General features: G+C 72.3%; 15 protein-coding genes. 7 read left to right on the top strand and 8 right to left on the bottom strand.

Features of this window, described 5'->3' with window-relative positions; genetic code table 11:
- Positions 1–137: 137 nt before the first annotated feature.
- From ACWGH4_RS17950 to ACWGH4_RS17940, 3 genes are all read right to left on the bottom strand, one after another.
- A complete protein-coding gene (locus ACWGH4_RS17950) occupies positions 138–296 on the bottom strand; it encodes a hypothetical protein (RefSeq protein WP_453461623.1) in 159 nt (52 codons plus the stop codon).
- A gap of 170 nt (positions 297–466) precedes the next feature.
- The gene (locus tag ACWGH4_RS17945) at positions 467–1135 is read right to left on the bottom strand and encodes a DUF1326 domain-containing protein (protein WP_441265364.1); all 669 of its coding nucleotides are present in this window, start codon (positions 1133–1135) and stop codon (positions 467–469) included.
- A 130-nt stretch (positions 1136–1265) separates the two neighbouring features.
- A complete protein-coding gene (locus ACWGH4_RS17940; protein WP_441265363.1) occupies positions 1266–2072 on the bottom strand; it encodes a DUF2182 domain-containing protein in 807 nt (268 codons plus the stop codon).
- Between the two features lie 537 nt (positions 2073–2609).
- Here ACWGH4_RS17940 and ACWGH4_RS17935 point away from each other — a divergent pair.
- A complete protein-coding gene (locus tag ACWGH4_RS17935; RefSeq protein ID WP_453461619.1) occupies positions 2610–3950 on the top strand; it encodes a transcriptional regulator in 1341 nt (446 codons plus the stop codon).
- A 52-nt stretch (positions 3951–4002) separates the two neighbouring features.
- Complete coding sequence (locus tag ACWGH4_RS17930; RefSeq protein WP_453461616.1) at positions 4003–4533, top strand: NUDIX domain-containing protein; 531 nt, start codon at positions 4003–4005, stop codon at positions 4531–4533.
- 50 nt (positions 4534–4583) lie between these two features.
- On the opposite strand, the gene ACWGH4_RS17925 is transcribed toward ACWGH4_RS17930, so the two are convergent.
- On the bottom strand, positions 4584–5444 hold the full coding sequence (locus ACWGH4_RS17925) for a 3-hydroxybutyryl-CoA dehydrogenase (RefSeq protein WP_441265360.1): 861 nt from the start codon (positions 5442–5444) through the stop codon (positions 4584–4586).
- Positions 5445–5617: 173 nt separating this feature from the next.
- Between ACWGH4_RS17925 and ACWGH4_RS17920 the strand changes: the two genes are divergently transcribed.
- Positions 5618–6877: a glycoside hydrolase family 10 protein gene (locus tag ACWGH4_RS17920; protein ID WP_453461613.1), complete on the top strand. Its 1260-nt coding sequence runs from the start codon at positions 5618–5620 to the stop codon at positions 6875–6877.
- Positions 6878–6891: 14 nt separating this feature from the next.
- Here ACWGH4_RS17920 and ACWGH4_RS17915 read toward each other — a convergent pair whose 3' ends face one another.
- Entirely contained in the window at positions 6892–7083 is a 192-nt protein-coding gene (locus ACWGH4_RS17915; RefSeq protein WP_159693722.1) for a DUF1918 domain-containing protein, read from the bottom strand.
- Positions 7084–7175: 92 nt separating this feature from the next.
- Positions 7176–8072 (bottom strand): DMT family transporter, encoded by an 897-nt coding sequence (locus ACWGH4_RS17910; RefSeq protein WP_453461610.1) that lies wholly within the window; start codon positions 8070–8072, stop codon positions 7176–7178.
- On the opposite strand from ACWGH4_RS17910, the gene ACWGH4_RS17905 reads away from it, so the two are divergent.
- Positions 8071–9507: an aminotransferase-like domain-containing protein gene (locus tag ACWGH4_RS17905; RefSeq protein WP_453461607.1), complete on the top strand. Its 1437-nt coding sequence runs from the start codon at positions 8071–8073 to the stop codon at positions 9505–9507. The genes ACWGH4_RS17910 and ACWGH4_RS17905 overlap by 2 nt on opposite strands.
- A gap of 249 nt (positions 9508–9756) precedes the next feature.
- Positions 9757–10332, top strand: a complete 576-nt coding sequence (locus ACWGH4_RS17900) for a histidine phosphatase family protein (RefSeq protein ID WP_364591176.1) — start codon at positions 9757–9759, stop codon at positions 10330–10332.
- A gap of 321 nt (positions 10333–10653) precedes the next feature.
- On the opposite strand, the gene ACWGH4_RS17895 is transcribed toward ACWGH4_RS17900, so the two are convergent.
- Positions 10654–11493: a LysR substrate-binding domain-containing protein gene (locus ACWGH4_RS17895; protein WP_453461603.1), complete on the bottom strand. Its 840-nt coding sequence runs from the start codon at positions 11491–11493 to the stop codon at positions 10654–10656.
- A 59-nt stretch (positions 11494–11552) separates the two neighbouring features.
- On the opposite strand from ACWGH4_RS17895, the gene ACWGH4_RS17890 reads away from it, so the two are divergent.
- Positions 11553–11957 (top strand): DUF5997 family protein, encoded by a 405-nt coding sequence (locus ACWGH4_RS17890; protein WP_441265354.1) that lies wholly within the window; start codon positions 11553–11555, stop codon positions 11955–11957.
- Here the strand turns inward: ACWGH4_RS17890 and ACWGH4_RS17885 are convergent.
- A complete protein-coding gene (locus tag ACWGH4_RS17885) occupies positions 11905–12888 on the bottom strand; it encodes a LysR family transcriptional regulator (RefSeq protein ID WP_453461600.1) in 984 nt (327 codons plus the stop codon). The genes ACWGH4_RS17890 and ACWGH4_RS17885 overlap by 53 nt on opposite strands.
- Before the next feature lie 79 nt (positions 12889–12967).
- Between ACWGH4_RS17885 and ACWGH4_RS17880 the strand changes: the two genes are divergently transcribed.
- The gene (locus tag ACWGH4_RS17880; RefSeq protein WP_453461597.1) at positions 12968–13924 is read left to right on the top strand and encodes an EamA family transporter; all 957 of its coding nucleotides are present in this window, start codon (positions 12968–12970) and stop codon (positions 13922–13924) included.
- Positions 13925–14150 lie beyond the last annotated feature (226 nt).

Here is a 14150-nt window from a genome sequence, read left to right as displayed (position 1 = left end):
CCGCGTGGCGGGGCAGGGTGGCGCCTGCGGCGGGCCCTTCCGACTTCTCGCCCGGCCGGCCACCGGTTCCTTGGGCGGTCACGCGCCGTTGACGTCGATCGCGTGGCCGCGACGCGGTGCGGGTCGCCGGGGCGTCCTCAGGCGCGGGGACGGATCGCCCCCGAGCGGAAGACCAGCGTGTGCGACGGGGGCGAGGCGACCGGGACGGGATGCGCGACCAGCACGTCGATCACGTCATCGCGCAACGCCGCCACCTCGCCGGACATCCAGTAGTAGTGCTTCCAGCCGTGAGGCACCGGCCCCATCCCCGGTCAGGTCGGCCGGGCGCCCCTAGGCGCGCAGCGGTGCCGGCATGACGGTTCCGGCCTCCGGCGGGCCGCGCCGGCAGGGGCGAGCGCACATCCGGTCGTGCGCCTTGGACAGCCAGCCGCCCTGGGGTCTCGCGGAGACCGACGATCGCGCCGCTTCAGCCGGACTGTTCGTCCGGGCCGCTCCAGTCGAAGGGGAAGTGCTTGCTCGACTTCCCCGAGCGCTCCCAGGTGAAGCCATAGGCGTCGGCGCGGTCGGTGGTGGCCCGTCCCCAGGTCGCGATCTGGCCGGGCCCGACCTCGGCGCCGGGTGGGTTGTGCACCTGTACACGTGCGCCCTCCGGAGTGGTCGGCCCGGTCAGCGCCTCGGCGCGTGCCGTCACCCGCCCGGGGATCTCCGCGCGCCAGGCGCCCAGGTCCTCGTCGATCTCGATCCGGATGGGAGCGAACTCCATGCCCCGCATCTCGGGGCCGAACATCTCACCGAACTCCGCGGGCCATCCGCCCGCCTCACCGCCGAAGATGCTCTGAAGGGCGGCGCGCTGCCGCTCGTCGGCGCGCTCGTCGAAGAACACCGCGGCGTACGCGTCGGTGTGCTCGCGGGCCCATGCGTTGCCGACGAAGGAGCCGAGCATCAGCACGTTGAGATCGTCCAGCCGCACGTCGCCGAAGGTGCCTTCCCGGATGTGCCAGGCCAGCACGCCCTCGCAGTCGCCGTAGGTGGGGGGCTGGGCGAACGTGCAGGGGCACGGAATGGCGCACTTGCACACGTCGAACCAGTCGCCGGTCAGGTGCCAGCGCGTACCGGTGGTGGCCTGTTCAGTCATCTCGCTTCCCTCCTGACGAGCCCGTACGAGCTCACTGGGAGTGGCGAGACCGGGTGTCCCGAGCCCGCTCTCGGGTTCGGGAAGCGGCCTCCATTCCAGAGTGCGCCCTACCGGCCCAGGAGGAAAACGGCTACATCGCGGGCTCGGACATGTGGAGGCCGGGCAGCAGCCATTCCTGGAAGGGTGCGAGTGCGGCCAGGACCAGGAAGGCGATGCCGACCGCCCAGGTGAGCCATGGGCCCCACCGCCACAGCTTCTCCAGGAAGATGACCGCCGCCAGGGCGGCCATGGCCGCCACGTTCATCACGCCGAGCGGGAGGAGGACGATCATCAGGCCCCAGCAGCAGCCCACACAGTAGAGCCCGTGATGCGCCCCCACGCGCAGATCGCGGGCCCACGGCCGGAAGCGCGCGTACCGGACGAGGTGCGAGAGCGGATTGCGGCAGTGCAGCAGACATACGCGCTTCAGCGGCCCGAACTGGTACAGCCCCGCGAGCAGGAACGCGGCGGCACCCAGCCAGCGACCTGCCTCGGGACGGCCGTCCACCAGCGTCGCGGTCGCTGCCAATGCCCCGTACGCGACCAGACCGAATGCCGTCCAGGCGATCAGATAGCCCCCGGCGAACTGGGCGATCCGAGCAGCGCGGGCGGCGCCGGCCGACTGCCGGCCGATCGCCCGCGCCCAGGTGATCGCCACCGGCGCCATGGACGGGAACATCATGGCGACCATCATGGTCACCCACAGCAGCAGGAAGAGCGGCAGCGCCAGACCCATGGTTCCCGGCTCCATGGCCATGTCGTGGGACTGGGCGACAGTGAGTACCCATGCCGACGCGGCGAGCAGGGCCATGAGGATCCAGGCGGCAGCGAGATCACGCCGCGGCAGGAGGTTGCCCGACTGTGCCGGCGAGGGGGCGGCAATGTGGCGGTGCAGCATGGAATTCCTCCCAGGAGGCCGTTCCGCCGCCCGCTGCGACCGCCCGGCGCTTCACCACGGGCTCGCGACTGCCGCATCGACCGCTGTCGGCCGCGAGATGACGGACCCTGCCCGACTCCTCCAGCACAGCACAGAAACATGCGCTGGAGAAGCCGGGCCGGGTCCGGACCGCCCCCACTGCCACCCCCACCCGCCCCGCGACGCGAAACGGCGCGGGCCGGAGGGGGAAGCCGGTCCGCGCCGTGCGAGGGGCGGGCCGGTAAGGGTCCGATGGACCGGCCGGGCCGCCCGCGGCCGGCGTCGCCCGCCCTGCCGCGGAGTGTCGGGCAGATCAGCAGGACGGACGACGCGATCGGGGCCGCCGCACTGTACGAGGGGGAGCCGGCGGCCCGGCCGCCTCTGTGAGAGGCAGTTCAGTCAACCGGCCCCGGCCGCACGCCGGGAGCGCACGCAAGGCGTGGAAAAGCGCACTTGTTTCACACCCCGTGCGAAACGGTCTCCACTACCCTGAGCGGACGCAAGTCACCGGAGGTGGCCGTGCAGCCGAACACCCTTCTCGACGCCCTGCTCGAAGAGGCGGGCTTCTCCCACGCGGGCCTCGCCGCCCGCGTCAACCGGGCGGGCTCGGCCAGGGGTCTGTCGTTGCGCTACGAACACACCGCGGTGGCACGGTGGTTGAAGGGCCAACGGCCCCGCGGCCGGGTTCCCGATCTGATCTGCGAGGTGCTCGCGGAGCGGTTGCAGCGTGCGGTCACTCTCGACGACGTGGGGCTCGGCGTACCGGACGCGCCCGCCTCGCCCCGGGGTTCGTCCCTGTCCGGGTTCGTGGAGCGGGCCACCGCCCTGTGGCGCTTCGACGCCCAGCAGCGGTCCGGGGACGCGGGTGCGCCCGCGGTCACCGGCACTCCCGCGGTGATGCCGGTGTGGGAGTGGGAGAACCCGCCGGAGGACTCGGACGTCTCACGCGACGGCTGCACCCGCGTCGACATGTCCGACATACAGATGCTCAGATCCGCCCGCGCGCACTACGAGTTGATGTACCGGCGCGCCGGCGGCATCGCGACCCGCTCGCGTGTCGTCGGCTTCCTCCACGCGGAGACGGCGCCGCTTCTGCGCGGCTCGTACGGCGACGCTCTCGGCCGCCAACTGCACCGCGCCGCCGGTGGTTTGGTGGCGGTGGCCGGCATCTGCGCCTACGACTCCGACGCGCAGGGCCCGGCGCAGCGCTACTTCCATCAGGCACTGCGGCTGGCCAAGGCGAGCGGTGACCGGGGGCTCGGCGCGTATGTGATCGCGCTGCTGGTCAACCAGTCGCTGTTCATGTCGGAGCACCGCCAGGCGGTCGCCTTCGCGGAGGCGGCGCTGCGGACGGCGGGCCGGCGGATCACTCCGGCGCTGGCTGCCGACCTGTACGCGATGCAGGCCAAGGCGTACGCGCACCTGGGGGACGGACCGAGCGCGCGGCGCTGCATCGCGCGTGCCGAGTCGGAGGCCGAGCGGATCCGTCCCGGCCACGAGCCGGACGAGACCGGTTACGTCCAGCCGGGTCTGGTCAACGTCCAGGTGGCGGAGGCGCTGCTCGGTCTGGGGGAGCTGGCGGCGGCGAGGGAGCACGCGGCTGCCGCCGTCGGCACGCCGGCGCACGACCGTGGCCGGGTGCACCGGCTCGCCATGCTCAGCCAGATCGAGCTGCGCCAGGGCGAGGTGGACCGTGCGGCGCGGACGGCTGCGGAGATGGTGGAACGTGCCCGGGGGATGGAGTCGCAGCGGCTGAGGGACCGGATGCGGGCGGTGCGCGAGCACCTGGCGGCGAGCGGCTGCGCCGGTGCGGAGGAGGCCGCAGAACTCATCGACGGTGCGCTCCGCGTTCCCCTCTGACCGAGCTCCTGCTGCCATGTTGGCCATCTACTTGTCGGAAGGTGGCAGAAACGTGCAGTGGACGAACTTGAGCGAACAAACCGTGTACGAGAACCGGTGGTTCAGGGTCAACCTCGCGGATGTCGAGCTGCCCGACGGCCGGCACCTGGACCATTTCCTGATCCGTCTCCGCCCCGTCGCCGTCGCGACCGTGGTCAACGACGCCAACGAGGTGCTGATGCTGTGGCGGCACCGTTTCATCACCGACAGCTGGGGCTGGGAACTCGCCGCGGGCGTCGTCGAGGACGGCGAGGACGTGGCGGCAGCGGCGGCGAGGGAGATGGAGGAGGAGACGGGCTGGCGGCCCGGTCCCCTCCAGCACCTGATGACAGTGGAGCCGTCCAACGGCCTCACCGACGCCCGCCACCACATCTACTGGGCCGAGGAGGCCGCCTACACGGGGCACCCGGAGGACGACTTCGAGTCCTCGCGCCGCGAGTGGATACCGCTGAAGCTGGTGCCCGACATGATCGCCCGGGGCGAGGTCCCGGCCGCCGCGATGGCGGCCGGGCTGCTGATGCTGCACCACCTGCGGCTCACCTGACGCCGGGCCGGCTCGGTGGCGGTTCAGGAGTGCCGGCTCGGTGGCGGGGTTCAGGAGTACGTGTAGAAGCCAGAGCCCGTCTTGCGGCCGAGCCGGCCCGCGTCCACCATCCGCTGGAGCAGCGGGGGAGCGGCGTACAGCGGCTCCTTGTACTCCGTGTACATGCTGTCGGCGACCGAGGCCACGGTGTCGAGGCCGATCAGGTCGGACAGCTTCAGCGGGCCCATGGGATGAGCGCAGCCCATCTCCATGCCGTTGTCGATGTCCTCGCGCGACGCGATGCCGGACTCGAACATCCGGATCGCCGAGAGGAGGTACGGGATGAGCAGCGCGTTGACCACGAAGCCCGAGCGGTCCTGGGCGCGGATCGGGTGCTTGTCCAGCACCTGCTGCACCACGGCCTCCGAGCGCTTGATGGTCTCCTCGGAGGTGGTCAGCGCCGGGATCAGCTCGACGAGCCTCTGCACCGGGGCCGGGTTGAAGAAGTGGATGCCGATGACCTGGTCCGGACGGGAGGTCGCGACGGCCAGCTTCACCAGCGGGATCGAGGAGGTGTTGGAGGCGAGGATCGCGTCCTGACGCGTCACCACCTGGTCCAGCACCTGGAAGATCTCCGTCTTGACCTGCTCGTTCTCCACCACGGCCTCGATGACGAGATCGCGGTCGGCGAACTCCCCGAGGTCGGTCGTGAAGCTCAGCCTGTCCAGGGTGGCGTCCCGCTCCTCGTCCGTGATCTTGCCGCGTTCGGCGGCCTTGGAGAGGGAGTTGAACAACCGGGTGCGACCGATCTCCAGGGCCTCGCCCGTGGTCTCGGCCACCTTCACCTCGAGGCCGCTGCGGGCGCACACCTCCGCGATGCCCGCGCCCATCTGGCCGCAACCCACCACTCCGACGCGTGCAATGTCGGCCATTGAGTCCGTCACCTCGTGCCTTTCGCTGATCTTTCTGTCGGCAGGTCCCCCGTATGGTTCCGGCGCCCGCCCGACGCCCCGACGTTACTCCGAACGCGTGGGTGGCCGAGCGCCCGGGGCGGGCATGCTCTGCGGATACGACGGCGGACACCGAGCCCGACAGGGGTGGAAATATGGGGCGAATCGGCAGAAGAGGGTTCGTGGTGACGGCTGCGGGGGCGCTCGCCGCGTTCGCGACAGCCGGTGACGCGGCGGCCCGAGTCCCCGCGGCGGCGTCCCACGGACGGGGGCGCGGCCGCCGATCCGGGCGCGAGTTCCGCGGGATGTGGCTCGCCACCGTGGGCAACCGTGACTGGCCCTCCCGGCCCGGCCTCACGGCCGACCGGCAGCGAGCGGAGCTGCTCGCCTACTTCGACACCGCCGTGGAGCGCCGGCTGAACGCCGTGGTCCTCCAGGTGCGGCCCACGGCGGACGCGCTGTGGCCGTCGCCGCACGAGCCGTGGAGCCAGTATCTGACCGGGGCCCAGGGGCAGGACCCGGGCTGGGACCCGCTCGGCACGGCCGTGCGGGAGGCCCACCGGCGAGGGCTGGAGCTGCATGCCTGGTTCAATCCGTACCGGGTGGCCAGTCACACCGACCCCTCTCGTCTCGTCGAGAATCATCCCGCCCGGCTGCACCCGGACTGGATCGTCGCGTACGGCGGGAAGCTCTACTACGACCCGGGCATCCCGGAGGTCCGGCGCTTCGTCGAGGACGCGATGATGGACGCGGTGGTCCGCTACGACATCGACGCCGTCCACTTCGACGACTACTTCTACCCGTATCCGGTGCCCGACCAGGTCTTCGACGACGACGCGACCTTCGCCCGGTACGGCGACGGGTTCGCCGACAAGGCTGCCTGGCGGCGCGACAACATCAACCGGCTGGTGCGGGAGATGGCGGCCCGGATCAAGACCGCGAAGAAGCACGTCCGCTTCGGGATCAGCCCGTTCGGCGTATGGCGCAACGCCACAACGGATCCGCTGGGGTCCCGTACGGCGGCCGGTGTGCAGACCTACGACGACCTGCACGCGGACACCCGCCGCTGGGTCAGGGAGGGGTGGATCGACTACGTCGTCCCCCAGGTCTACTGGAACATGGGCTTCCCGCCCGCGGCCTACGAGGCGCTCGTGCCCTGGTGGGCGGAGGTCGCGGACGGCACCGGCGTCGACCTCTTCATCGGGGAGGCCCTGTACAAGGTGGGCGTGGCGGGCCAGCCGGAGGCCTGGCACGACCCGGCCGAGCTCTCGCGGCATCTGACGTACGCGAAGCGGTACCCGGCGGTCGGCGGGCACTGCTACTTCTCGGCGATGGAGGTCGTGGCGGACCCGATCGGGGCGATGACCAGGGTGGTGGCCGACCACTACCCGACCAGGGTCCGGCCGCCGGCCTGACGCGCCGGGTGGCGTCAGGTCTTCTCGTGGTGCCTGACGACGGTGTCGGGTCCGGGGGACATCAGCGCTTCGTGCCCGTCCTCGAAGCGGACGCGGAACGGCGGATTGCCTTCGGACCCCAGCACCTCGACGACTTCGGCGACCTTGTCGTGCTGGCCCACGGTCCTGCCGTGCACCAGCAGCGTGTCGCCCACGTTCGCTTGCATCGCGACTGACCTCCTCGGAGCGGCTCTATCTATGGGTTTGTCCGTTTTCTCGAGTCTACGGCCGAGGGAGTGCACCGCGCCTCAGGTGCGCCTCAGGTACGGGAACGCTGGGTGACGGCGATGCAGACCAGGACGGCCACGGCCGCGAGCGGCGCCGCGGGGGAGAGCTCCTCACCCAGCAGCAGCACCGACCAGACGAGCGTCAGCAGCGGCTGGGCGAGCTGGAGCTGACTGGCCCTGGCGATCCCGATGGCTGCCATGCCCCGGTACCAGACGTACAGCCCGAAGAACGTGGATCCGGCGGCGACCCAGACCAGCCCGATCACACCGCGCACACCGAGGTGGACCGGCTCGTACACCAGGGCGACGGCCGATCCGGCGACGGCCGGCGGCAGGCAGAGGATCAGGGCCCAGCCGATCACCTGCCAGCCCGGCATCAGCCGCGCGAGCCGGCCGCCCTCCGTGTAGCCCGCGGCACACACCAGCAGCGCGCCGAACAGATACAGATCTCCGGTGTGCAGCGCGCCGCCGCTCTGCTGCACCGTGAACGCGATCACGACCGCGGCGCCCGCGAGCGCCGCGGCCCAGAACGTCCGGGACGGCCGGCGGCCCGTACGCAGTGCGGCGAACGCGGCGGTGGTCAGGGGCAGCAGACCGACCACCACGGCGGCGTGCGACGAGGTCGAAGTCTGGAGCGCGAGCGTCGTCAGCAACGGGAAACCCACCACCACGCCGGCGGCGACCGTCGCCAGGGAGGCCCAGTGGCGGCGGTCGGGCAGCGGGACGCGGAGCGCCAGAAGGAACGTGCCCGCGATGGTCGCGGCGAGAGCGCTGCGCACGGCGACCAGCGACCAGGGGCCGAAACTCTCGAGCCCCCAGACCGTGGACGGGAACGTCAGGGAGAAGGCGACGACGCCCAGCGCGGCGAGAAGTGTGCCGCTGCTGACCGCTATCGAGCCGGTGCCGGTAGCGCTATCCTGTGCTGTCATGCAAGAGCGTAGCAGTGTGGCCGAATTGGCGCAGTCGCTGAAAGCAGAGCTCGACCGCTATCCGATGGGTGGAAAGCTGCCGTCGAGCCGTGCCCTCGTCGAGCGCTTCAGGGTGTCCCCGGTGACCGTGTCCCGCGCTCTCGCGCAGCTCGCCGCGGAAGGTCTCGTCGTGACCCGGCCCGGCGCCGGCGTGTACCGGGCGGAGCCGCGGCCCGACGTGCGCCCCGTGGGCGACACCTCCTGGCAGGAGGTGGCCCTCAGCGCCGACGCCGCGGCCGAGATCGTGCCGCGGGCGGTCGACGCCTCCGGCGTGCTCGTCACCCTCGCCGCCCCGCCGCCGGGTGTCGTCGAGTTCAACGGCGGCTACCTGCACCCCGGCCTCCAGCCGGAGAGCGCCATGGCGGCCGCGCTCGCCCGTGCCGGCCGGCGTCCCGGAGCGTGGGGCCGTCCGCCCACCGACGGGCTCCCCGAACTGCGTGAATGGTTCGCCCGCGGTCTCGGCGGCTCCGTCACCGCCGCCGACGTACTGGTCACCGCGGGCGGCCAGTCGGCGCTGACCACCGCGTTGCGGGCGCTCGCACCGCCCGGCGCGCCCGTCCTCGTCGAGTCGCCCAGCTATCCGGGCATGCTCGCCATCGCCCGCGCCGCCGGCCTGCGGCCCGTTCCCGTCCCGCTCGACACCGAAGGTGTCCGGCCCGAGCTGCTCACCGCCGCCTTCCGGGCCACCGGCGCGCGGGTCCTCGTCTGCCAGCCGCTGTTCCAGAACCCGACCGGTGCGGTGCTGGCACCCGCGCGGCGTGGCGCCGTTCTGCGCATCGCGCGGGAGGCCGGGGCGTTCGTCGTCGAGGACGACTTCGCCCGCCGGCTCGTCCACGAGGACGGGGGACCGCTGCCGCCTCCGCTGGTCGCCGACGACCAGGACGGAGTCGTCGTCCACGTGAGCTCGCTCACCAAGGCGACCTCGCCCAGCCTGCGGGTGGGGATGCTCGCCGCCCGCGGCCCGGTCCTCGAACGGCTACGCGCCATCCATGTCGTCGACAGTTTCTTCGTTCCCCGCCCCCTCCAGGAAGCGGCCCTGGAGCTGGTGGGCGCGCCCGCATGGAGCCGTCATCTGCGCGGCGTCGCCGCCGAACTGAAGAGCCGACGGGACACCATGACCGCAGCGCTGCGGCTCCAGGTGCCCGACCTCGCCCTTCCCCACATCCCCTCCGGCGGCTACCACCTGTGGCTGCGGCTGCCGGAGGGCAGCGAGGAGTCCGCCTTCGTCGCCGCCGCCCTCCGCGCCGGCGTCGCCGTCGCGCCGGGCCGTCCGTACTTCTCCGCCGAACCCCCCGGCGGACACGTGCGGGTGAGCTTCGCGGGCGTCGCCGGCGCGGCCGAGATCGCCGAAGGCGTGCACAGGCTGCGTACCGCCTGCGACGAAGTGCTGCGCTGAAGCCGTACGGCCGGGGACCGTCTGCACTCGCGTGGGTGCTGCTTCGTCGGTGCGGCGGGCCTCACCGTCGGCGACCGTGCCTCACGTGAGCCGGACCGATCCGCACGGTCCGGCGGCCCGACCGCGCGGGTGCCGGCGCCGGGCGGGGGAGGAAGCGGAGAGCCACCGGGGAACCGTACGGCGCTCTCCCGGTGCGCCCGCCCACGGGAAACCCTTGACCTGCGAGGCTTCGGCCAGCACCATCACGCCATGAGTGTCCGGGTCACACTGATCGCCGCCGCGCGCACGTCCTCGCTGCTCACCGAGCGCTTCGACGACGACCGGCCGCTCGACCAGGCGGGCTGGCACGAAGTGCAGCTCGCCGCCCACGCACTCGTGCCGCTCAGCGCCGCGGAGCTTCGCTACTGCTCGCCGACGCCGCGCAGCCGGGCAACTGGGGAGGCCCTGGGCTTCGCGCCCCTGGCACAGCCCGCGCTGCGCGACTGCGACATGGGCCGCTGGCGCGGCTACACCCTCGCGGAGGTCACCGCCAGGGAGCCCGCCGCCGTCGACGCGTGGCTCTGCGACCCGCGCAGCGCGCCGCACGGCGGGGAACCGCTGCTCGCGTTCATCTCCCGCATAGGGGGCTGGCTGGACACCCGCCCGGCGGACGACGGAGGCTCGATCGTCGCCGTCGCGGAGCCCGCAGTGGTCCGGGCCGCTTTCGTGTACGCGCTGCGGGCGCACCCCTCGATGTACTGGAACGTGGACGTCCGACCGCTGTCGACGGTGACCCTGACCGGTGTGCCCGGCCGCTGGAGCCTGCGCCTGGAGGCGGTCGCCTGAACGCGGCCCCGGCGCGGCCCGCCGGCGCCGACGCCGCGTTTCCTGCCGCCTTTTACGGCTTTACGGTTTCGGTGCCGGGCCCGGCCGGTTGAGCAGCACGAAACCCTCGCGGTCGGCCTCGGGTTGAACGCCGGGTCATCGCCAGAAGTGTCCCGACCACACCGCACACCGCCGTGACGATTCCGAGCGGGCGGGCGCCGCGCCGCGCGATGAGCAGGCCGATCACGGTCACGATGACCCCCAGGTCCTCCTTCATCAGCACCGGCGTCAGCGCTCGGGGGGTGCTCCGACGGCCCCGGCCGCCGCCGGCTCGCCGGTCCGCTACGAGCTGCGGCGCGGCTTGCCGCGCCTGCTGCCCTTCGCACCGGCGGAGCCGCTCCGCGGCCGCTTCCCGGCAGCGCTGCCCGCGGCCTTGCCCGCCGTCCGGCCGCCCGAGGACTTTCCGCCCGACGACTTACCGGACGTCTTTCCGCCCGAGGTCTTGGCGCCGGTGGCCTTCCGCCGTGCGTCGCCCGCCTCGGGACGCTTGCCCTTCGGCTGTGCCTGGGCCGGGCGGCCGCGTGAGCTGTTGACGGTCCGGCCCCGGACGATGCCGATGAACTGCTCCACGAGATCGGTGGTCCCGTCCTCCGGCCAGGACAGGGCGACACGCGACACCGGGGCGTCGGAGACCGGCCGGTAGGTGAGGTCCTTGCGGTGGTGCAGCCGGGCCAGCGACTGCGGCACGACGAGCACTCCCACTCCCGCCGCCACCAGTTCGACGGCGTCCGCCGTCGAGGCGGGACGCTCCATCGCGGGCAGCCCCGGCAGGCGCTCCCATTCGAGGGTGTCGTCGAGGGGGTGCAGGACGATGTCTTCGGCGAGGTCCTCGGCGGTCACCTCGTCGACGGCGGCCACGGCGTGGTCCTTCGGGACCACCACCACCGTGGTCTCGGTGTAGAGGGGGATCGCGCTGAGATCGGTCCGGTCGATCGGCGACCGCACGAAACCGGCGTCGGCGTCGCCGCTTCGCAGCATCCCGGGAGCTTCGGCCGCGGAGACGGCGACGAGGGTCAACGGGACGTCCGGGAGCCGCTCGTGCCAGATCCGTACCCACTTGGTCGGCGTCACGCCGGGGACGTACGCGAGCCGGAACGAAGGGGATGTGTCGGAGCCTGTCACTCCGCCAGGTTACCGGTCGTGGTCAGAGGCATCGAACACCTCTCGATACCCTTGACACCATGACGTCGCACCAGACCACCCAGACGATGAAGCCCGCGACAGCGGCGAAGAAGCTGGGTGTGTACCTTCCGGCCACACCCACCGAGTTCCAGGAGGGTGTCGTCTCGCGCAACGAGCTCAATGCTCTGCAGGCCGACCCGCCCCAGTGGCTGCTGGACCTGCGCCGCGACGGGCCGCACCCCCGGCCGGTGGTCGCGGCGAAGCTGGGCGTCTCCATCGCCGGCCTCGCGCGGGGCGGAGTCACCGAGGCCCTGACCACGGAGCAGATCGACGAGCTGAAGCGGGAGATGCCGGACTGGCTGCGGCAGGAGCGCGCCACCCAGGCCGAGGTCCGCAAGGAAGCCGCCCGCATCAAGGAGAAGAACGCGGCGAGGGCCGAGCAGGCCGGCGAGCGGCGTTCCTGATCTGACCTCCGCTACTGAGCGGAGGCGGTCGCCGCCGCGGCGGATCGGGCGCCCCGCCCGCGCCGGTCCGGTCGAGGACGGTGAGGAAGGCGGTCGCCGCGGGCGTTCGGCCGACGCGGTTCCAGACGACGTATTCGACGCGGGCCGGCGCGTCGGAGACCTCGATGGTGGTCACGCCGGTGAGCTGGGGCACGTAGGCGGCCGGGAGCATGGCGATGCCGAGGCCCTGCCCGACCAGTCGGGCCATGAAGTCCGCGGTGGTCACTTCGAAGGCGACGTCGCGGCTGAGACCGGCGGCCGCGAAGGCCTGGTCGGACTGGATCCTGCCGGCCGTTCCGGCCGGCAGGTCCACGAATACCTCGGAAGAAAGCCTGCGCAGGTCGACCGTCGGTTCGTCGGCGAGAGGGTGGTCCGGCGCGACCACGGCGACGAGCCGGCCACGGGCGATTTCGTGGGCGGCGACACCCTGAGGCCGCGCCGTGGTCGGCAGCCCGAGGAAGGCCACGTCGATGACCCCCTGCTCGACCTGCTTGGCCAGGTCGTCGCTCGCGCCCACGCGCAGGCCGATGCGTACGTGCGGGTACCGCCCGCGGAAGTCGCGCAGCGCGGCGGGGACATCGACCGCGGCGACCGTGGGGATCAGGCCCACGGCGAGCCGTCCGCGTACCTCGCCGACAGCCGCGGCCACCTCGGCGGCCGCGCGCTCGGCGGCGTCCAGGCACTGGCGGGCGGCGGGGAGGAACGCCGCGCCGGCCGGTGTCAGCCGCACCCGGCGGCTGGTGCGCTCGAAGAGCCTCGCGCCGAGTTCCTGTTCCAGCCGGGCGACCTGGTGGCTGAGGGCGGACTGGACCACATGACACCGTTCGGCGGCGCGGGTGAAGCTGTTCGTCTCGGCCACGGCGATGACGTAGCGCATCTGCTGGAGCTCCATGGATCTATCGTGAATCGAGATCGGTGGAGTGACAAGCATGTGTTGGACTCATTGATCGCAGCCGGACGAGACTGCGGGTGTGACAAGTCCAGGAGCACAGAGAGTCCTTGACCGAACCAGCAGCGGTGTCAGCAGTGTTTCCCGTGGAGGAAACCTGCCGCGGAGCGTCCTGACCGCGCTCGCTCCGCTGGCATGGGGCACGACCTATGTCGTCACCACCGAGCTCCTCCCGCCCGGACACCCCCTGTTCGCGGGACTCCTGCGCGCGTTGCCCGCCGGTCTGATCGCACTGGCCATCACCCGGACGCTGCCGCGTGGCGCGTGGTGGTGGAAGGCCGCGGTGCTCGGAGTGCTGAACATCGGGCTGTTCTTCCCGCTTCTGTTCATCGCGGCCGAACGCCTGCCGGGAGGTGTCGCCGCCACGCTGGCGGCCGCGCAGCCGCTCGTCGTCGCGGTCCTCGCGGTGCCGGTCCTTCGCGAGGGCCTGTCCGCGTGGCGCCTCTTCTGGGGAGCGACCGGGGTCGTGGGCGTCGGTCTGGTGGTGATCGGGCCGAACGCGGCGTTCGACGGCCTCGGCGTCGTGGCGGGCCTGGCGAGCGCGGCCACGATGGCGCTGGGGGTGACGCTCACCAAGCGCTGGGGACGCCCGGCCGAGGCCGGTCCCACCGCCTTCGCCGGCTGGCAGCTCACCGCGGGAGGCCTGTTCCTGGTGCCCGTCACCTTCCTCGCGGAGGGGGCACCTCCTCACGTCGACCCGGCCGCCGCACTCGGCTACCTGTGGCTGGGTCTGGTCGGCGGCCTGGCCGCCTATGTCCTGTGGTTCCGCGGCATCACGACACTGCCCGTCACCTCTGTCGCGGTGCTCGTCCTGCTGTCGCCGCTGGTCGCCGCGGTCCTCGGCGCGGTCCTGCTCGGCGAGACGTTCGGGCCGGTCCAGCTCGCGGGGTTCGGCCTCTCGCTCGCCGCGATCGTCGCGGGGCAGCTCCCCGCCCCCGCTCGCTCACGGGCCGGGGTCGCGAACTCCCGCCGGGAGTGACATGTGGACGAGGACTGCCGCCGTCCTCAGCGGCCGCCGGCAGCCGCCGGAAATCGGGGTTCACACGGTGGCCCGGCGACCGTCGACGCCAGACGTACGTCGAGCAGCACGCGGATGTCCGGTGCCGTACGGGTTGCAAGAAGGACACGCCGTCGAGGCCAATGACGCCGCGCGTCACGATTCTCGGCACCGGAAATCACCGGTGTGCCTGCCGCTCGTGCCGGTT

This window comes from Streptomyces sp. NPDC054847 (assembly GCF_053610925.1).
The sequence above is the reverse complement of the archived record's forward strand: the minus strand, read 5'-3'. Positions and strand labels throughout refer to the sequence as shown.